Consider the following 19,470-nt stretch of genomic DNA (forward strand, 5'->3'; position numbering starts at 1 on the left):
CCCGTGTGAAATTCTCGGGCTTGTTCGCAGTTCATGGGGGCTCTCGGGGGCGAAATAAGGAGGCTGCGCGATGACGTCACCGGAATTCGCAGGATTGGATGTTTCCGGGCGGGTGCGGGCACGAGACATCCAGATGGCCGGCGTCGCCGACGTCCGCCGCCGGGTGCTGATGATCTCCGGCGCGATCGACACGTCCGACCACGACGTCTCGGTCACCGTCAACCTGCCGGAGCCGGGGCGCTGGCAGGTCATCAAGTCCGAGACGAACCTGACCGACCAGACGTGGGTCGCGATGCAGGTCGTGATGGACGACGAGTCGACCTTCGTCAACGACCCGGAGACGCTCGTCATGTCCCGGCAGTTCTCGAAGTCGTTCATGACACCCGACCAGCGGCGGCTGACCTTCTACGGCGGCGAGGTCCGCCCCGGCGAGGCCGTGCTCAAGGTCTACGAGATGGAGACCAGCGGGCGCAAGCCGGCGTACTCCTACTCGCGGTACAGCCCGATCGCGACCGACAGCCTGGAGCAGTCCCAGCAGACGCTGGAGGAGCTCGTCCAGGACGGGATGGCCCGGCGGCCGATGGTCGAGGTCATCGTCCCGGTCACCGTGATCGGCTGAGCCGGATGCCGTCCGGACGCCGGGGGGCCCGGTGACCACCACCTTCATCCCGGGTCCGCACCTGCTGGAGTCGCCCCGGGGCCGTGACTGGCCGCGGTTGCCGGCCGCGCCCGCGCGCGTGCGCGAGCCGGCGCCGCCTTCGCGGGCCGACGTCGTCGTCGTGGGCGCCGGCCCGGCCGGGCTGGCCGTGGTTTCGGCGCTCTGGCACCACGGCGTGTCCGACGTCGTCGTGCTCGACCGCGGCGGCCGGCCGGCCCGCCGGTTCTTCGACCGGATCGACCTGCTCGGCCAGCGGGTGCTGCGCTCGCCGTACGAGCACCACCCGGGCGTCGAGGGCTACCGCGACTGCGAGCTGCTGGACTTCGCCCGGCTGCACTGGTCGCGGCTGACGCCGGTCGAGCGCCGGGAAGTCCGGATGGCGCAGGCCGGGCACCGCTCGGTCGTGCCGGTGGACGTCTTCGAGGCCTACTGCGACCACTTGGTCGCCACCCACGACGTGGCCGGGCGGACGTGGCGGGCCACGGTCCGTGACGTCCTGCCGGGGCGGTCCGACGTCACCGTCCGGACCGACCGGGGCACGGTCACGGCCCGGCACGTCGTCCTCTGCCCGGGTGAGGAACGCCGTGAGGCGCCGCGCGAATGGTGGGGTGGCGGCGCTGCCCCGTCGGGGGTGCGGTACTGGGACGAGCGGCCGCCGCCGGGCGGCGAACGCCAGGTGGTGGTGGGTGCGGGCCTGACCTCGGCGCACCTGATCTCCAACGCGCTGGCGGCCGGTCGCCGGGTGCACTGGGTGATCCGGGAGCCGGGCGAGCGCTACCAGTGCGCGGACGTCAACTCGAAGTTCTTCCGGCCCGAGGGCCGGGCCCGGGTCGGCAACGTCGGCTGGGACGACCGGCTGGGGCTGCTGGCTCAGTTCCGGCGGGCGTCGATCATGTTCGAGTTCCGCCCGCTGCTGGAGCGGGCCGAAGCCGACGGGCGCCTGGTGGTGCACCGCGGGGCGGCGGTCACCGGGGTGGCGGCCGCGACCGGGGGCACGGTGGCCGTGCGGCTGGCAGGCGGGCAGCGGGTCGGCGGCGACTGCGTCGTGCTCGCGCTGGGCACGGTGCCCGAGACGGGCCGCGGGCTGCTGCCCGAGGAGGTCGTCGGCGAACGCGACGGCTGGCCGGCCCTCGACGAGCGGACGCTCGCCTACACCCACGCGCCGCGGGTGTCCGTGGTCGGCGCGGCCGCGGGCATGGTGCTCGGGCCGGCGGCCCGCAACATCGACGGGCACCGCGTCGCCACCGCCCGCGTCGCGGAGGCGATCGCGCGCGGGGTGCGGGGCGGGACCCTCGCCGCGGCGCCCGTCCGGACCGAGGTGGGCGCCGGTGTCTGAGCAGGAACCGTACGACTCGCGCTTCACCCTGCCCGACGTCGACGCCTGGCCCGAGACGGAGGCCGGGGTGATCCTGCTGGGCCTGGAGCCGGACCGGCTGCTCGCCGGGCTCGGGTTCGCGGCGCTCGCCGACGACCCGGGCCTGGTCACCCAGGTCGTCGACCAGGCCCGGCACGGTGTCTTCACCGCGGACCTGGCCGGGCTGGCCGAAGCCGGGGTGGCCCGGTGGCGGGCGCTGCGGCCGGCGCTCGCGGCCGTGCCGGGGCGCCCCGCCGCCGGCGCGCTGCGACAGGAGTGGGCGAACTCGGCCGACCTGGTCGCGGTCGCGGTACCGGGCGCCGGACCGGCCGCGCTGGCGTACCTGACGGCCTGCTGGATCCGCCGGGACGAAATCGACCGGCTCGCCGAGGGAAAGGAACCCGATGTCCTACCTGAAGTCGCTGCCGGCTGAAACGACACTGCTCCAGGTGTTCCAGGCCTACCCCGAGCCGGCGCGTCACCTGCTCGCGTTCCACGAAACGCTGCTGCGCGGCGAATCACCGTTCACCGCGGGGGAGCGGGAAATGATCGCCGCCTACGTTTCCGGGGTGAACAACTGCGGTTACTGCCACGGCATCCACACCGTGACGGCCGAGGCGTTCGGCGTGCCGGAGGGCGTGCTGGCGGCGGCCGTGGCGGACCTGGGAAGCGCTCCGGTGGACGACAAGCTGAAGCCGGTGCTGGCCTACGTGGGCAAGCTGACGCGCACGCCGTCGAAGATGACCGAGGCCGACGCCGAAGCGGTGTTCGCCGCGGGCTGGGACGAGCGGGCGCTGCACGACGCGGTGCTCGTGTGCGCGTTGTTCAACTTCATGAACCGGATGGTCGATGGCCTCGGCATCGAGGCGGACGCGGCGTACACGACGACGTCCGGCGAGCGGCTGGCCGAAGGCGGCTACGCCGGGCTTTCGGGTCTGCTGGCCGGGTGACGGAACGGCCGTCACCACCCACCGGTGGTGACGGCCGTTCCGTCGGTCAAGCCGCTTCGCGCCGGGCGGCGTCCGGAGCAGGCGGCGCGGAGTCCGCTGTGGACAGACGGTGGCCCAGCCAGTCTTCGTGGTCGAGCAGCCGCAGCCGCTCGTCCTCGGTGCGCGCCACGCGCCGCATCGACAGCCGCAGCAACGGCGGCGCCATCACCGACGTGACGATCGCGACGAGCACCACCATCGTGTAGGTGGCCGTGTTGAGCACGCCGAGCCGCAGGCCGGTCAGCGCCACGATCACCTCGATCACGCCGCGGGAGTTCATCCCCGCGCCGAGCGCCAGCCCTTCCCAGCGGCTGAGCCTGCTCACCCGGGCGCCGGCGTACGCGCCGACGAACTTGCCGGCGATGGCCAGCGCGAGCAGCGCGAGCGCGGCCCAGGCGGTGGTCGGGTGCCACAGCGCGGTGAGGTCCATCCGGAGCCCGGCCGTGGCCAGGAAGAGGGGCGCCAGCACGGAAAGCACGACCGTGCGCAGCGGCGCCAGCTTCGGCTGCGCCGACCGCGACCGCGCGATCAGGATGCCGCCGACGAACGCGCCGAACACCGGCTCCATGCCGAGGCTCTGCGTGGCGGCGCCGAAGCCCAGCAGGATGATGACGGCCATGGCGACCGCCGGGCCGGGCTCCGGGCGGCGGGCGGCCAGGTCCATCAGCTTGCGCACCAGGACGCGGCCCACGGTCCCGGCCAGTGCCACGAACCCGGCCAGGTAGCCGACCGAAAGCGAGACGACGCCGGCCGTGACGCCGACCGTGGCCGCCGCGGAGACCACCGACAGCAGCAGCCAGCCGACCGCGTCGTCGACCATGCCGGCCGCCAGGGTCAGCTGGCCGATGTTGCGGTGCAGCAGGCGCATGTCGGAGAGCGTCTTCGCGATCACGGGAATGGCCGTCACGCACATGGCGACCCCGATGAAGAGCGCGAACACCCAGCGGCTGGAGTTGCTGCCGAGCAGGGAGCCGGGCAGCACGAAGCCGAGCGCGATGCCCAGCCCGAGCGGCAGCAGCAGCCCGAAGAGGCTGACGGTCGCCGCGACCCGGCCCTGGCGGCGCAGGATGCGCGGGTCGAGGTGCGTGCCGGTGATGCCGACCAGCAGCAGGACGGCGAACTGGCCGACGGCGTCGATCAGGTGGATCTGCTCGGGCGGCTGCGTGGGCAGCAGCCAGTGCGAGATGCCCGGCGCGACGTGGCCCAGCAGGGTCGGGCCCAGCAGCATGCCGGTGACGAGCTCACCGACCACCGACGGCAGCCCGAAGCGCTCGCCGAGGCGGCCGAGCAGCTTGGCCAGGCTCAACAGGACCAGCAGGCCCAGCAGGAAGAGCAGCAGGGGGTGCGGCGCGATCGGCGCCACGGGAGCGGCAAGGTGCATGGTCGACCTCCACGAGTACTCGTCCGTCGAATTGTTTCGGTTGACCACCACCGCCGACGTCTCGATCCGTGCGAATCTCAGGAATTTCCCGTGCAGTTCACCGGTTTCCCGCCCAGGCGGCCGGCCGGCCGTAGAATTCGGGCAGGGGTCAACCTGCGTTTTCCGAACGCACCTCGATGAGGGGAGTTTTCCGATGGGTACGAAAATCCGCAGAATCGCGACCGTGGTGGCGGCGGCCGCCGGGATCGTGGCCGCGTCCGCGCCTGCCGCGTCCGCCGCGGCGCCGGTCCGGCTGTTCGCGGCGCCGACGCATGCCTTGTCCGCCAACGCCACGGTGGCGGCCGTGGTCACCGGCCTGCCCGCGAACGGCACGTTCTGGGTCGGCGAATGCGGCTGGGTGCCGACGGGCTGCGCCGGCAACCCGGCGACGGTCGTGGAAATCCACAGCGACGCGAAAGGTTTCGCATTCACCACGATTGTCGCGCAGAAAGTGTACGTCGGAAACATCGGCGACGGCGTGGACGTGACGGTGGACTGTGCCGCGGTTCAGTGCACGCTGGGCGTTTACGACGCTGCCATCACCGCATTCGATCGCGTCGACATCCATTTCCGCTGACCGCGCGCGGCACCGCCACGGAAGTGGCCGTGGCGGTGCCGTGGCGGCGCGGCGGGTCAGGAGGCGAGGATGCGCTCGGCGCGGTCGCGGTCGCCGTCCTCGTACGCTGACAGCAGGTCCGCCAGCCCCTGCGCGGGCAGGATCCGGATGCCCAGCTGCGCCGCCTTGTCCGCCTTGCCGCCGGAGCCCTCGCCGACGACGACCAGGTCCGTCTTCGCCGACACCGACCCCGACGGCGTGCCACCGAGCCGTTCGACGGCCTGGTTGCCTTCGTCGCGGTTCTTGAGCCCGGGAACGGCGCCGGTGACCACGACCCGCATCGGCGAACCGTCGGGCTTGCGCAGGGGCAGCACGGCCGCCGTATCCGCAGCCGCCGTGGCGGCGGGCCGGGTGGCGTCCGGCTCGGTCATGGTGAGCCCGCGGGCCTCGAGCTTCGCGATGACCCCGGCCAGCTCGGCCAGCTCGCCCGCGATCGCCTCGGCGCGTTCCCGGCCGACGCCTTCGACCTCCTGCAGCTGCTCGGGGGTGGCCGCGAGCAGCGCGTCCATCGAGCCGAAGTGCCGGGCCAGCCGCCGCGACACCGCGCGCCCGGCCATCCGGATGCCGAGCCCGGTCAGCAGGCTCGACAGCGGGCGCGTCTTCGTGGCCGCGATCGCCGCGACCAGCTTGCCGCCGGAGATTTCGCCGAGGCCGTCGAGCGCCGCGAGCCCGGGCACGTCGAGGTCGTAGAGGTCGGCCGGGTCGGCGACCAGTCCCTCGGCCACCAGCAGGTCGATGATCTTGCCGCCCATGCCCTCGATGTCCATCGCCTCGCGCGTGGCGTAGTGGGCCAGGATCTTCCGCGCGCCGCAGGTCCGGCCGCCGGTGCAGCGCCAGCGCGTCTGCGACCGGTCGATCTCCGAGCCGCAGTCGGGGCACACCTCGGGCGGGGTGAACGGCCGGGCGTCCGCGGGCCGTTCGTCGAGCTTGGCGCCGGTGATCTCGGGGATGACGTCGCCGGCGCGGCGGACGAACACGGTGTCGCCGACGCGGACGTTGCGCCGCTGCAGGTCGTCGAAGTTGTGCAGGGTGGCCGAAACGACCTTCACGCCGTCGATGAACACCGGCTCCAGCGTGGCGACCGGGGTGATCACCCCGGTGCGGCCGACCTGGACGTCGATCGCGAGCAGCTTGGTGCTGCGGGTGTCGGCGGGGAACTTCACGGCCACGCCCCAGCGCGGCGCCTTGGCCGACGCCCCGGCCGCGGCGCGGTCCTGCGGCCGGTCGGCTTTGATGACCGCGCCGTCGACGCCGAAGCCGAGTGCCCCGCGCAGGTCCCGGATCTCCGCGACCGCCGCTTCGATCTCCTCGGCGCTCCGGCAGACCTTCAGCGCCGGCTTGCCGCCCGAGGTCGTCGCGACGCCGAGTTCTTCCAGCTGCCGCATGGCTTCCGAGTGGGTGCCGTCGTCGGCGAGGCCCTGCACGGCGTAGGCGGCGAACGAAAGCGGCGCGGAGTAGGCGCGGTCGACCGCGCGCAGGGTCCCGGCCGCGGCGCTGCGCGGGTGCGCGAACGCCGGTTCGCCGTGCCCGGTGCGCAATTCGTTGGCCGTGCGGAAGTCCTCGTCGGTCATGAACACCTCGCCGCGGACCTCGATCGTCCGCGGCGACGAGAGACGGGTGGGCAGGCCCTTGGCCAGTACCGCCCGGGTGGTGACGTCCTCGCCCATCGTGCCGGTGCCGCGCGTGAGGACGAGGGTGAGCCGGCCGCGGGAGTAGCGCGCCGCGACGGCGAGGCCGTCCAGCTTCGGCTCGACGGTGTAGGCCGTGACCGGGTGGCCGAGGACGCGCTCGAGGCGCGTGGCCCACTTCCGCAGCGATTCGCTGTCGAAGACGTTGTCCAGCCCCAGCATCGGTGTGCTGTGCGGGATTTCGGTGCCCGGCGCCACGCCGGCGCCGACGGCTTCGGTCGGGGTGTCCGCGGGCTTCCACGCCGGGTGCGCGGCCTCCGTCGCGATCGCGCGGGCCAGCAGGGCGTCGTAGGTGTCGTCGTCCATGACGACGTCCGCGCCGGCGTAGTAGGCGGCCGCGGCGGCGCGGATCTCGGCGAGCGCCTTCTCGTAACCCGCGACGGACGGGAACGGCTTCGCCTTCGCCGGGTCGACGGGCGCCCCGGTGCCGGGGGCAAGTTCCGTGGTCATCGGGATCCCTCGCTCGTCGGCCGTCGGCGGGGCCGGACGGCCCCGCCTGGGACGCTAGCCCCGGCGGGGCCGCCTGCCATCTCCGAAAGTGCCGTGAAGGCCCCCTGGTCCGCGCCGGGCGCGGGCGAGGGGGCCTCCACGGACTTCGTCAGCCCTTGACCGGGCTGCTCTGGTGCGAGAACAGGCTCAGGTCGCCCTCGCCGTTGCGGACGACGACCCAGACGGCCCGGATCTGGTTCTCCGGCGCGATCTCGGACTCACCGGCGCGGATGATGCCGCCCTCGGTGATCGCGATCGCGATGCCCGGCTCGAGGAACTTGACCTCCAGCGGCCAGCCGTAGACGTGCGCTCCCTTCAGCGGCCCGGCGAACCCGGCCCGCATGTAGCCGCGGATCTCGTCCCGGCTGGTGAGCTGGTTGTCCTGCAGCAGCAGGCTGCCGTCGGCGGTGAAGACGTCGGCGAACTTGTCGGCGTCGTTCCGCAGCCAGGCCTCCTGGATGCGCTGCGGCACGGTGAGGACGGCCTTTTCGTCCGCGCTGGTGAACTCGCGGTAGAAGGAGGTGTCCTCCTCGACGCCGTGCGCGGCGAGGATCGCGGTGGCATCGCCCCACGAAGTGTTCGGCACAATGATCTCCCGGGTGGTTTCGGTTACCAGCGGAGCGTCGCGCCGGCGCCGCGCGGGCTGTTCTGGTACACGGCCAGCTGCCATTCGTTGTCGCGCTTGACGACGACCCAGGTCGAGCGGACGGCGAGCTCTTCGTCGATCTCGGTCTCGCCCGGCGCGAGGATGCCGCCGTGCGTGCGGATCAGCGCGACGGTGTCCGAGACGAACCGGAGGTTGACCGGCTTGCCCGTGACGCCGGTGCCCTTGAACGGACCGGCGTACGCGGCGGCCATGAAGGCGCCGATCTCGTCACGGCCCTTCTTGAGCACGTCGCCGGGCAGGATGAGGATGCCGTCCTCGGTGAAGGCCTTGGCGACGCCGTAGCCGTCGTTCTTGCTCCAGGCGGCGATCAGGCGCAGGGGGACGTCGAGGGCTTCCTTTTCCCTTTCGGAGGTGAAGGGCCCGTAGTAGTCGTCCAGCCTGGCCTGTTCGTCAGAAGTGGGTGCGGACACTGTTGCTTCTCCTTCGATCGGTCGGCCAACCAACGGCGGGGGTTACGATCGGCCCATACGGCGTTCATGGTCACACGCGGCCCCGCGCCGCGACCTCTCCTGAGTTGCCGCGCCTGCCCGTCGTTTTCGCGCGGTGCTGCGCGCGGTGTTCGCGCAGGGGAGGAGATGCCGGACGGCCCCGGTTGCCGGAATCCTGGCCACGGAGATTCGAGCCACATCGTCTGCCAAGGAGAGCCGGATGTCCGAGAAGGCTTCGTCCCTCGTCGCGGGGGCCAAACAGTGGGCCACCTACTACGGGAAGTTCACCCAGGGTGAGGAAAGCGCCGCGGTGACCGCCCAGCTGCGCGCCCGCGCCGCGTGGGACGCGAACGATGCCGGCGCGTTCGCCGAGTCGTTCGCCGAGAACGGCAGCATCCTCGTCGACGACGAGCAGATCAACGGCCGGGACGCGATCCGGGCGTTCTTCGCCGACGCCTTCGGGGCCACGCTGTCGGGCACCAAGCTGGTCACCGAGCCGATCGAGGTCAAGGTGGTCGAGCCCGGCGTCGCGGTGGTCATCACCGACGGCGGCGTGCTGTACGAAGGCGAGACGGCCGTCCCGGCCGAGCGCACGGTCCGCGGCACGTGGGTGGTGGCGCAGGTCGACGGCGAGTGGCGCCTGGTTTCCCAGCAGACCAGCCCGGTCAAGGGCTGAGGGGGAACCGAGATGACCGAACGCACGGGCGTCGTGACCTTCCGCGGCAACCCGGTGACGTTGCTGGGCCCGGAGATCGCCGTCGGCGACCGGGCCCCGGACTTCACGGCGCTGGGCAGCAACCTCGCCCCGGTCCGGTTCTCCGAGCTGGGCGGGACGCGGGTGATCTCGGTCGTCCCCTCGCTGGAGACGCCGGTGTGCGACCTGCAGACCCGCCGGTTCAACGAAAGCCTGGCCCGGCTGGGCGAGGCGTCGGTGCTGACCGTGTCGGTGGACCTCCCGTTCGCACAGGCCCGCTGGTGCGGCGCGGCGGGCGTCGAAGGCGTCCGCACGCTGTCCGACCACCGCGACCTGTCGTTCGGCCTGGCGTACGGCGTGGTGATCAAGGAGTTCCGCCTGCTGGCCCGAGCGGTGTTCGTGGTGGACGCGGCCGGCACGGTGGTCCACGCGGAGTACGTCCCGGAGGTCGGCCAGGAGCCGAACTTCGACGCGGCGATCGTCGCCGCACAAGGAGCCGAGACCGCGCGCCGTTCGGACGGTCGCGCCGCCTGACCGTCCGAAAGGGACGGTCACCGTGAGGGCCGCCGTTCGGGTTCCCCTGTACCCGAGCGGCGGCCCTCGCCTTGTGCTGCCCGCGATCGGGATCGGCGCGCCCGGGTTCAGGGTGGCGAGGTGGGTGCCGTTGCGGAGCATGGCGTAGCGGACAAGGTACCGGCGGAAGAGCCGGAAGCGTTTAGTGGCACGGGAACGGGAGAAGCCCCCGGCGGGACCGGGACGCGAGTCCCGATCCGCCGAGGGCTCCGGTTCCCTTGAGCAGAACCTCCGTCAAGCGGCGCGCGGCGCCGCGTCGATCCGGGCCAGCAGCACCTTGAGCGCCTTCTTGTCCGCCTTGCCGACCGCGGTGTGCGGGAAGGCGGCCAGCACCTCGAGCCGCTCCGGGATCTTGAACGCCGCCAGCCCGCGCCCGGTCAGGAACCGGGTGATCTCCGCCAGCGACAGGGAACACCCGCCGTGGAAGCGGACGAACACGCAGACCCGTTCGCCGTACAGCGGGTCCGGGTCGGGGACCGCCGCGACCTCGGCCACCTCGGGCAGCTCCTGGATCAGCGTCTCGACCTCGCCGGCCGAGATCTTCTCGCCGCCGCGGTTGATGAGGTCCTTCACGCGGCCGCACACCACCGCGTAGCCCTCCGGCGTGATGCGCACCAGGTCGCCGGTGCGGAACCAGCCGTCTTCGGTGAACGACAGCTTGTTCTGCTCCGGCACCCCGTAGTACCCGCGAGGCGTCCCCGGCCCCCTGGTCAGCAGCTCACCCTCACCGCCCGGGGGAACCGGCCGCCCGTCCTCGTCGACGACCAGCAGCTCGTCGAACGGGCTGACCGGCGGCCCCTGGGTGCCGAAGGCCAGCTCGTCCGGGGCGTCCGGCGGGGTGTAGCAGACCAGCCCCTCGGCCATCCCGTAGACCTGCTGCAGCCGGCACCCGAGCGAGCGCGCCATCCGCTCGGCGATCTCCGGAGCGAGCATCGACCCGCCGACGTGCACGTACCGCAGGCTCGCGAGATCGGGCTTCGCGGCCGCCGCCGCCTCGACCCACTTCAGCACCACGGCCGGCACCGCGGACGTGGCGGTGACCCGCTCCGCCTCGATGGCGGCGAACACGGGTTCCGGCCGCGGCGAGGAGGAGAGCACCACCCGCCCCCCGGCGTGCAGGGCGCCGAAGATCCCCGGACTGGCCAACGGGAAGTTGTGCCCGGCCGGCAGCACCGCGAGGTAGACGGTGCCGGAGTCGAAGGCGCACGCCCGCGCGGTGTGGGTGATGTTGAACAGGTAGTCGTCGTGGGTGCGGCTGATCACCTTGGGCACCCCGGTGGTGCCGCCCGAGAGCAGGAACACCGCGATGTCCGACGGCGCGGGACCGTGCGCGTCGAGCCACGCCCGCCGCCCGGCGACGTCACCGCCGGGCTCCATCAGGGCACGGACGTCGACCGCTCCGGGCGTGACGGTGTCGCCCACCACGAGCACCGATGCCGGGGCGGGCAGGGCCGCGCTGACGCGGAAAGCCAGCTCCTGGTGGTCGAAGCCGCGCCACGTGTCCGGCACGACGAGACCCTTGGCCCGCACGTGGGCCCCGATGGCGGTCAGCTCGTGGTCCCGGTGCGGTGGCAGCATCATGGCCGGAACGACGCCGAGCCGCAGCAGGGCCGCGGTCACGACGACGAACTCCCACGTGTTCGGCAGCTGCACCAGCACGGTGTCCCCGCGCGACAGCCCGTGGTCGGCCAGCCGCACGGCCAAGGCGTCCGCGCGGACGGCGAGGTCCCGGTAGGTCAGCCGGGTGGTGCCGTCGACGACGGCCTCACGCGCACCGTGGTCCTCGGCCCACTCCCACAGGTAGGACCCCATCGTCCGGCCCGGCCAGACCCCGGCCGCGCGGTAGGCGTGGGCCAGGTCCGCCGGCCAGGGCACGAAACCGTCGAAACTCATTCGGGTTCCCCCGTCTCCTCGGCCATCCGCTCGGTGAGCAGGGCGGCGACCGCTTCGATCGTCGGCCGGTCCCAGAACAACGTCGCGGGCAGCGCGAACCGGAAGCGCCGCTCGAGCCCGCGCCGGATCCGGACGGTCATCACCGAGTCGAGGCCCATCTCGATCAGCGGCCGCCGGGAGTCCACTTCGGACGCCGCGAGGCCGGTCTCGGCCGCGACGTGCTTGCGGATCTCCTCGACGACCGCCGCCGACAGCTCGGCGCCGGTGAGCCCGGCCCACGGCACGTCGACCAGGTCCGCGGCGGTGGCACCGGCCGCGGCCTCCTCGGGCAGTTCCGACAGCAGGGCCAGCTTCCGGACGCCGGGCTCCGCCGGCAGCGTCCGCAGCATGACCGCGTACCCGAGGTCGTGCCGGGTCGCGAGGTCCCAGGCCCCGAACGCCTCGGTGACGCTGATGTCGGCCGTGCCGCGGGCGGCGAGCTCGGCGTCGATCACCGCGGAGGAGGTCGACATGCCCAGCCCGCGCCACGACGTCCAGGCGTAGCTCGCGGCACCCGCGTCCCCCGCCGCGCGGCGGTGGGCGGCCAGTGCGTCGAGGAACGCGTTGCCCGCCGCGTAGCTGGTCTGCCCGGGCAGGCCGAGCAGCTGGCCGCACGAGGAGAACAGCACGAAGAAGTCCAGCGAGCCCGGCTCGAACAGGTGGTGCAGGTTCAGCGCGCCCTCGACCTTCGGCCGCATGACGCGGCGCAGCGAGGCTTCGTCGAGCCGGCCGAGCGTGCGGTCGTCGAGCACACCGGCGGCGTGCACCACCCCGCGGAACGGCGGCAGCCCGAGCGCGTCCGGCGAAAGCTTGGCGGCGACCTGGGCGGCGTCGGCGATGTCCACCGCGACGGGGACCACGGTCACCCCGAGCCGCTCCAGCGCGACCACGGACTCGACGGCGCCGATTTCGGCCTCGTCGGTCAGCTCGCCCCACCGGGCGCGCGGCGGCAGCCCCCGGCGGCCCGCGAGCACGATGCGCCGGGCCCCGCGGTCGGCCAGCCAGTACGCGACTTCCAGCCCGAGCGCGCCGAGGCCGCCGGTGACCAGGTAGGTCGCGTGCGGCCGGGCGGTGAGCCGCGGCCGGGCCGGATCGCCCTCGAGCCGGTGCAGGCGCCCGACCGAGGCCTCGCCGTCGCGGACGACGACGACGTCTTCGCCGCGAATCGTCCGCAGCACCTCGACCAGGGCGGCGATGTCGCTTTCGGACTGTCCGATGTCGACGGTGCCGCCCCAGAGCCCGGGGTGCTCGCCGCCGATCACGCGGCCGACGCCCCACAGCGGACCGTGGGCGAGCGCGTCGGACTCGGCGCTCTCGCGGACGCCTTCGGTGAGGCACCAGACCCGGGCCGTCTTCGCCTCCCCGGTCGCGGCGACCCGCTGTGCCGTGCGGGCGAGCAGCCACGAAGCCGCCGCGGCGGCTTCGCCGGTCGACCCGGCGGCGGGCACCACGAGCAGCGTGTGGTCCGGGCCGAGCACCCTTTCGGGCAGGCTCTCCGGCGTGGCCGCGGCCAGGTGCGCGACCCCGAGCGCGTCGAGGCCGGCGGCGACCCGCCGCAGCAGCGGCGAGTCCGGCCCGACCAGCACGAGGTTCCCGGACGGCGCGCCGGCGACGCCCTCGGCGGGGCGCCAGGCCAGCTCGTGCACGACCTGGCGGGGACTCGTGACCGCACCGGCCTCACTGTCCAGCACGCCGTACTTGAGCCGCGTCAACCGGCCCACGACGGTGCCGTCGAGGTCGGCGATCTCGACGTCCACGGTGTCGTCGGCGACCACCCGCACGGTCACCTTCGCCCGCGACGGCGACCGCTCGGCGAGCGTGACGCGGTGGATGTGCGCGGGCATCCGCAGGATCGGCGGGCCGCCGAAGGCGACCGAAGCCGCCGACAGGGCACCGTCGAGCAGGGGGGCCCACGTGGCCGGCGGCTCGGCCGAGCCGGGGTCGGTGTCGACCGTGACGACGAGGGTGCCCTCGCCGCGCCGGATCTCCTCGACCGCCCACGGGAAGCCCATCGCGGCGACGCCCAGGGTGGCGAGCCGGTCGATGACGTACCCGGTGGGCAGGTCTTCGGTGGTCCGCGCCTCCGAGCGCTGGCCGCGGATCGAGCCGCCGAACGCGGTGACCGCCGCCGTGGTGTGGGTGACCCAGCCCTTGTCGTCGCCGTCATCGGCGCTGACGTCCTCGATGATCCGCGAGGACAGCCGGAACGTGCCGTCCTGCAGCACGATCTGCAGGTGCCGCGGCCGCGTGACGCTCACCGGGACGCGCAGCGCGACGTCGGAGAGCTCGTGCCAGGTCCCCTTCGCCGTCGCCGCGGCGGTGAGGAAGCTGTTGAGCAGCACCGCGGCCGGGATGATCTCGACCTTCCGCACCGGGTGGTCGCCCGGGTACGGCCGCGAGTCGCGGTCGAGGTAGGTCAGCCAGGCCTGGGCCGGGTTCGCGCCGTGCACGTTGATCCGGCCGCCGAGCAGGGTGTGGCTGTCGAGGTCGTGCTGCTCGGTGAGGAACGAGCGGCCGACCGAATCGTCGACCCAGTGCTCCTTGCGCTGCCACGCCGTGGTCGGCAGGTCCGCGAGGGACCCCTCCGGCCAGTGCGCCGCCCAGTCGACGTCGGCACCGCCGCAGTGGAGCACGCCGAGGTTCGTCAGCAGGGTTTCGCGCTCGGGCCGGTTGCGCCGCAGGGAGTGCGTGACGACGGCGTCGGTGATGCCCAGCTCGTCGAGGGTCTCGTTGATCGAGTGCTCGACCACCGGGTGCGGGGAGACCTCGACGAACAGCCGGTAGCCGTCCGCCGCCGCGGCCGCGACGGCCTCGGCGAACCGCACGGTGCCGCGCAGGTTCGTGGCCCAGTACGCGCCGTCGCGCGGCGCCTCCGACCGCGGGTCGGCCAGCGCGGTGCTGTACACGGGGATGCCGGCCGGGGCGGGCGGCAGGTCCGCGGCGGCCGCGGCCAGCGACTCCAGCAGCGGGTCCATGTGCGGGCTGTGGAAGGCGACGTCGGAGTCGACCTTGCGCACGGCGAGGCCCTCGGCGGCGAACACCTCGCTCGTCTCCTGCACGGCGTCGATGTCACCGGAGAACACGGTCGACCCGGTGGCGGCGGCGACCGCGACGGCGATGTCGGTGCGGCCGGCGAGGCGACGGCGCGCCTCTTCCGGCGGCAGGTTCACCATCGCCATCGCGCCCCGGCCGGCCACCCGCCGCAGCAGCACCGAACGGCGGCAGACCAGCCGGGCGCCCTGCTCGAGGGTGAGCATGCCGGCCGTGACGGCCGCGGCGATCTCGCCGACCGAGTGCCCGATCACGGCGTCCGGGTGGACCCCGCGGTCACGCCACACCGCGGCCAGCGCGACCTGGACGGCGAAGATCATCGGCTGGATCACGTCGACCGGCTGCACGGCGTCCGAGCCGATGGTCGCCCGCGGCGAGATCCCCAGCTCCGCCTGGAAGACCGGCTCGATCTCGTCGATGACGGCCGCGAAGGCGGGTTCGGTGGCCAGCAGCTCGCGGGCCATGCCGGTCCACTGCGAGCCGTGCCCGGAGAAGACCCAGACCAGCTCCTGGCGCGCGGTCTCCGGCAGCGCCCGCCCGGTGACCCCGCCGGTGCCCGAGGCCGCGAATTCGGCGAGCTTCGCGCGCAGCGCCGCGGTGCTGTCGACCGTCACCGCGGCCCGGAAGGGCAGGTGCTGGCGGCGCCGGGCCAGCGTGTGCCCGACGTCGGCGAGTGCGGTGTCCGGGTGCCGCGCCAGCCAGTTCGCCAGCCGCCCGGCGTACTTCGCGACGGCGGCTTCGGTCGCCCCGGACAGCGGCAGGACGTTCGGCCGGCTGGTGCTGTCCGCCTTCGCCGTCGTGGCTTCGGCTTCGGGGGCGGCTTCGGGGGCGGCTTCGAGGATGACGTGCGCGATGGTGCCGCCGTAGCCGTAGCCGGACACCCCGGCGCGGCGCGGCGCGCTGCTCTGCGGCCACGGCGTGTTCTCGGTGACCACGCGCAGCCCCGAGGTGTCCCACGGGATCTTCGGGTTCGGCGTGGTGAAGTTCAGGCTGGCCGGGATCTCCCCGTGCTGCAGCGCCAGCACGGTCTTGATCACGCCGGCGACGCCCGCGCCCGCTTCCAGGTGCCCGACGTTCGGCTTCACCGAGCCGATCAGGCACGGCGCGCCCGCCGGGCGCCCGGCGCCGAACACCGAGCTCATCGCGCCCGCTTCGAGCGGGTCGCCGACGCTGGTGCCGGTGCCGTGCGCTTCGACGTAGCCGACGGTCGCCGGGTCGATGCCGGCGGCCTGGTAGGCGCGGCGCATCAGGTGGGCCTGTGCCTCGCCGTTGGGCGCCATGATCCCGTTGGTCTTGCCGTCCTGCTGCACGGCGCTGCCGCGGATGACCGCGAGCACGCGGTCGCCGTCGCGGCGGGCGTCCTCGAGCAGCTTGAGCACGACGATGCCGCCGCCCTCACCGCGGCCGTAGCCGTCGGCCGAGGCGTCGAAGGACTTGCTGCGCCCGTCGCGCGAGGTGGCGCCGGCGGCGTCGAGCACCACCGACAGGCCGGGGCCTGCCATCACCAGGATGCCGCCGGCGAGCGCGACCGGGCACTCGCCGGACCGCAGGGCCTGTGCGGCCAGGTGGATCGAGACCAGCGACGACGAGCACGCGGTGTCCACCACCATGCTCGGCCCGCGCAGGTCCAGCGCGTAGGACACCCGGTTCGCGACGGCGCAGAACGAGCTGCCGATCCCGGTCCAGGCCTCGATCCGCGGCAGGTCCTCCAGCAGCCGGCGCCCGTAGTCGTCGGCGCCCACGCCCATGAACACACCGGCGTCGGTGCCGCCGAGCGAGCGTGGCGGGATGCCGGCGTGTTCCAGTGCCTCCCACGCCAGCTCCAGGGTGATCCGCTGCTGCGGGTCCATCAGGGCCGCCTCGCGCGGGGTGACGTCGAAGAAGTCGGCGTCGAACTCCTTGACGTTGTCGAGGAACGCACCGCGCTTGGTCACGTCCCGCACCACCGCGGCGTGCTCGCGGCTCTGGCCGGCGTGCCACTCCCAGCGGTCCGCGGGCAGGTCGCCGACGGTGTCGCCACCGTCGCGCAGGAGCGCCCAGAACGACTCTGGTGACTCGATTCCCGCGGCGAAACGGCAAGCCATCCCGATGATGGCGACGGGTTCGGGGAAGTTCATCGGCCTTCTTTCGTTCGTCCCGCAAGCGGCGGGCGCCGGGCAAGGACACCGAAGATCCGGGCGAGCCGGTTCCGGCTCGCCCGGATCGGGGACCGGGCTACTTGTGGCCCACCACCAGGGCGTGGCTGAAGCCGAGGTCGGCGAACCGCTCGACCCGCGAGAACCCGGCGTCGCGCACGGACTTCTCCATGTCCGCCGCCGACCAGGTCATGCCCTCGCCCGAGGCGAGTGCGAGGAAGTACGGCGAAACGAGCCCGCCGGACAGCGAGCCGGTGCCCTCGTCGTTGGAGACGAAGTTGTAGACGAGCACCGTGCCGCCCTCGGGCAGCGCGTCGTAGCACTTGCGGAGCATCTCCGTGTTCCGCTCCAGCGACCAGATCTCGTAGATGTGGAAGTACAGGATCGCGTCGGCGCCCTCGGGCAGCCGGTCGGTGAGCATGTCGCCGGGGTGGAAGTGCACGCGCTTGCGGACCGACGGGTCCTCGATCTTGTCCGCGGCGAGCCGGGTGACGCTCTCCTGGTCGAACACGGTCATCTCGAGCTCGGGGTAGCGCTCGGCCAGCTTGACCGAGTTGGTGCCGTCGCCGCCGCCGATGTCGATGGCGTGCTTGACGCCGCTGAAGTCGTAGAGGTCGAGGAACTGGTCGAACGCGCGGTTCGAAGCGTCACCCATGTTGTCGTAGAAGACCTTCTGCAGGTCCGGGGTGGCCGTGAGCTTCGAGTACAGCGTGTCGCCGGGGCCTTCGAGGTGGCGCAGGCCGACGTTGGTGCTCTGCCGCATCGACTCGGCGAAGTCCACCAGGGTCTTGTTGATGATCTTGTCCTGGATGTCGATGAGCGGGCCGAGGAACCGCTCACCGTCCTTGAGCAGCTTGCGGCGCACGATCGGGGCGTTGACGAACTTGCCGTCCTTCTTCTCGACCAGCAGCAGGGAGGCCAGGCCGAGCAGCAGGACGCGCGCCGGGTACTCCTCGACGCCGAGCGCCTCCGCCGTCTCGGTGACGTCCAGGCCGCCGCTGTCCTCGAGCTTCTGGAACAGGTCGAACTCCAGACCCGTGCGCAGCAGTTCGAACGCGGTGTGGCCGTGGATGAGGATCCGGAGGTAGTCCGCATCCGAGATCGGGACGCTCGTCGCCATGACTTGTGCTCCTTCGCAAGGGATGGGTCGGCCGCCCGGCTCGCCCGCATACGAGGATGATCGGGGCGAAAACCCGGCGGCGCCTCCATTTCTGCGGTGGGCGCTGCCGGGCGCCGGACCGGAACCCGGAAGCGCACGACGGGAGACGCGGGCCGGGCGCGCGCGGGGTGCCGTGGCGGGCCCGGGTGACCCTGCGTAGATTCGCACCGTGACCGACGGCCGGTGTCCCAGCTGCGGCAAGCCGCTCCCCGCGCGGGCGGGTGGCCGCGGGCGCGTGTCCAAGTACTGCTCGCCCGCCTGCCGGCAGAAGGCCTACCGCGAGCGGCAGCAGCAGGGCGGCTACGCCGTGCCCCAGCTCATCGCCGACATCGAGCAGCGCGTCCGGCGGCTCGCGCCGCAGCTGCCCGAGGCCTTCTACACCGACGTCACCGACCTCGCCTCGACCGTCGGCAGGCTGCGCCGGGTCGCCCAGCTCGCCCGCGACGCCGCGGCCACCGAAAACGTCACGCCCGCCCGCGTGACGGAGAACCGGCCGGAAAACGTCACGCCCGCGGACGTGACGGAAGAAAGCGTCACGGAAGAAAACGTCACGGACGACGCCGTGACGGAAACCGGCGCCGGTGAAGACGGCGAGGTCACGGCGGCCGTCCGGGCCGGTGACGAATGGGACTTCGCCGGGCTCGTCGAGCCGTTCCGGCACGAACTGCAGGTGCACTGCTACCGGATGGTCGGCTCCTACGACGACGCCGAGGACATGGTCCAGGAGACGTTCCTGCGCGCCTGGAACCGGCGGGACGCCTTCGAGGGCCGGTCGACCTTCCGCGCCTGGCTGTACCGCATCGCCACCAACGCCTGCCTCGACTTCCTGCGGCGCAACGAGCGCCGCCCGCAGCGGTACGAGCCCGTACCGGGAATGGACAACGGGGCCGCCGAACCACCCGTCCGGGTGACGTGGTTGCAGCCCTACCCGGACGCGCTGCTCGCGGACGTCGCGTCCACCGACGTCGAGCCGGAGCGGGCCGCGGTGTCCCGGGAGACGATGGAGCTGGTGTTCCTGGCCGCCATCCAGCACCTGCCGCCGCGGCAGCGGGCTGTGCTGATCCTGCGTGACGTGCTCGGCTGGCCCGCCGCCGACACGGCCGAGCAGCTGGACATGAGCGTCGCGTCGGTCAACAGCGCCCTGCAGCGGGCCCGGCCCGCGCTGCGGCGCCATCTGCCGGAACGGCGCAGCGACTGGACCGCACCGGCTCACCCGACCAGCCAGGAGCGCGAAATCCTGCAGCGCTACATGGACGCGGCCGACCAGGCCGACGCCGCCGTCGTCGCCGAGCTGCTCAGCGAGGACGTCGTCCTGACGATGCCGCCGAACCCGTTCTGGTTCGTCGGCCGCGACGCGATGATGGCGTTCATCAAGCCCTCGATCGACCCGGCGTCACCGCACTTCCAGGGCACCTGGAAGCACCTGCCGACCTTCGCGAACCGCCAGCCGGCCGCGGCGGGGTACCTGCGGCGGCCGGGCACCACCGTGTACCGGGCGCAGGTGCTGGACGTCCTGCGCATCGAGGACGGCCGGATCGTCGAGATCACCTCCTTCGAGCCGCACCTCTTCCCGGCCTTCGGCCTGCCGCTCACGCTTTAGCCCGATCCGGGCGATGA

General features: G+C 73.0%; 15 protein-coding genes. 8 read left to right on the plus strand and 7 right to left on the minus strand.

What is annotated here, in order from left to right:
- Positions 1 to 133: 133 nt before the first annotated feature.
- The 4 genes from ABZX11_RS40840 to ABZX11_RS40855 are packed head-to-tail and all read left to right on the plus strand — an operon-like array spanning position 134 to position 2,962.
- Positions 134 to 619 (plus strand): DUF6423 family protein, encoded by a 486-nt coding sequence (locus ABZX11_RS40840; protein ID WP_176177852.1) that lies wholly within the window; start codon positions 134 to 136, stop codon positions 617 to 619.
- Between the two features lie 31 nt (positions 620 to 650).
- Positions 651 to 1,994 carry an FAD-dependent oxidoreductase gene (locus ABZX11_RS40845; protein ID WP_176171954.1) on the plus strand — a complete coding sequence of 448 codons (1,344 nt, stop codon included), beginning with the start codon at positions 651 to 653 and terminating at the stop codon, positions 1,992 to 1,994.
- Positions 1,987 to 2,445 (plus strand): DUF6187 family protein, encoded by a 459-nt coding sequence (locus ABZX11_RS40850; RefSeq protein WP_354923759.1) that lies wholly within the window; start codon positions 1,987 to 1,989, stop codon positions 2,443 to 2,445. Before ABZX11_RS40845 ends, ABZX11_RS40850 begins: the two co-directional genes overlap by 8 nt.
- Entirely contained in the window at positions 2,417 to 2,962 is a 546-nt protein-coding gene (locus ABZX11_RS40855) for a carboxymuconolactone decarboxylase family protein (RefSeq protein WP_354923761.1), read from the plus strand. The genes ABZX11_RS40850 and ABZX11_RS40855 overlap by 29 nt, the downstream gene beginning before the upstream one ends.
- A gap of 46 nt (positions 2,963 to 3,008) precedes the next feature.
- On the opposite strand, the gene ABZX11_RS40860 is transcribed toward ABZX11_RS40855, so the two are convergent.
- Positions 3,009 to 4,382, minus strand: coding sequence for a cation:proton antiporter (locus tag ABZX11_RS40860; RefSeq protein ID WP_176171951.1), 1,374 nt, complete (start codon positions 4,380 to 4,382; stop codon positions 3,009 to 3,011).
- Here ABZX11_RS40860 and ABZX11_RS40865 point away from each other — a divergent pair.
- On the plus strand, positions 4,381 to 4,998 hold the full coding sequence (locus ABZX11_RS40865; RefSeq protein WP_354923763.1) for a neocarzinostatin apoprotein domain-containing protein: 618 nt from the start codon (positions 4,381 to 4,383) through the stop codon (positions 4,996 to 4,998). The genes ABZX11_RS40860 and ABZX11_RS40865 overlap by 2 nt on opposite strands.
- A gap of 56 nt (positions 4,999 to 5,054) precedes the next feature.
- Here the strand turns inward: ABZX11_RS40865 and ligA are convergent, their stop codons facing one another.
- The 3 genes from ligA to ABZX11_RS40880 form a co-directional block, all read right to left on the minus strand.
- Positions 5,055 to 7,175, minus strand: coding sequence for an NAD-dependent DNA ligase LigA (gene ligA, locus ABZX11_RS40870; protein ID WP_354923765.1), 2,121 nt, complete (start codon positions 7,173 to 7,175; stop codon positions 5,055 to 5,057).
- 148 nt (positions 7,176 to 7,323) lie between these two features.
- Positions 7,324 to 7,800: an SgcJ/EcaC family oxidoreductase gene (locus tag ABZX11_RS40875; RefSeq protein ID WP_254896896.1), complete on the minus strand. Its 477-nt coding sequence runs from the start codon at positions 7,798 to 7,800 to the stop codon at positions 7,324 to 7,326.
- Positions 7,801 to 7,823: 23 nt separating this feature from the next.
- Positions 7,824 to 8,291, minus strand: coding sequence for an SgcJ/EcaC family oxidoreductase (locus tag ABZX11_RS40880; protein WP_217709615.1), 468 nt, complete (start codon positions 8,289 to 8,291; stop codon positions 7,824 to 7,826).
- A gap of 238 nt (positions 8,292 to 8,529) precedes the next feature.
- Between ABZX11_RS40880 and ABZX11_RS40885 the strand changes: the two genes are divergently transcribed.
- Both ABZX11_RS40885 and tpx read left to right on the plus strand, forming a co-directional pair.
- A complete protein-coding gene (locus ABZX11_RS40885) occupies positions 8,530 to 8,985 on the plus strand; it encodes an SgcJ/EcaC family oxidoreductase (RefSeq protein ID WP_176171948.1) in 456 nt (151 codons plus the stop codon).
- A gap of 12 nt (positions 8,986 to 8,997) precedes the next feature.
- Positions 8,998 to 9,537: a thiol peroxidase gene (gene tpx, locus ABZX11_RS40890; protein ID WP_176171947.1), complete on the plus strand. Its 540-nt coding sequence runs from the start codon at positions 8,998 to 9,000 to the stop codon at positions 9,535 to 9,537.
- A gap of 273 nt (positions 9,538 to 9,810) precedes the next feature.
- Here the strand turns inward: tpx and ABZX11_RS40895 are convergent, their stop codons facing one another.
- From ABZX11_RS40895 to ABZX11_RS40905, 3 genes are all read right to left on the minus strand, one after another.
- The gene (locus ABZX11_RS40895) at positions 9,811 to 11,469 is read right to left on the minus strand and encodes an AMP-binding protein (protein ID WP_354923768.1); all 1,659 of its coding nucleotides are present in this window, start codon (positions 11,467 to 11,469) and stop codon (positions 9,811 to 9,813) included.
- A complete protein-coding gene (locus tag ABZX11_RS40900; protein WP_354923770.1) occupies positions 11,466 to 16,676 on the minus strand; it encodes a type I polyketide synthase in 5,211 nt (1,736 codons plus the stop codon). The genes ABZX11_RS40895 and ABZX11_RS40900 overlap by 4 nt, the downstream gene beginning before the upstream one ends.
- A 97-nt stretch (positions 16,677 to 16,773) precedes the next feature.
- Complete coding sequence (locus ABZX11_RS40905) at positions 16,774 to 17,814, minus strand: methyltransferase (protein WP_354923772.1); 1,041 nt, start codon at positions 17,812 to 17,814, stop codon at positions 16,774 to 16,776.
- Between the two features lie 208 nt (positions 17,815 to 18,022).
- On the opposite strand from ABZX11_RS40905, the gene ABZX11_RS40910 reads away from it, so the two are divergent.
- A complete protein-coding gene (locus ABZX11_RS40910) occupies positions 18,023 to 19,453 on the plus strand; it encodes an RNA polymerase subunit sigma-70 (protein WP_354923774.1) in 1,431 nt (476 codons plus the stop codon).
- Positions 19,454 to 19,470: the final 17 nt, after the last annotated feature.

Source organism: Amycolatopsis sp. NPDC004169, from assembly GCF_040610315.1.
Classification (GTDB): Bacteria; Actinomycetota; Actinomycetes; order Mycobacteriales; family Pseudonocardiaceae; genus Amycolatopsis.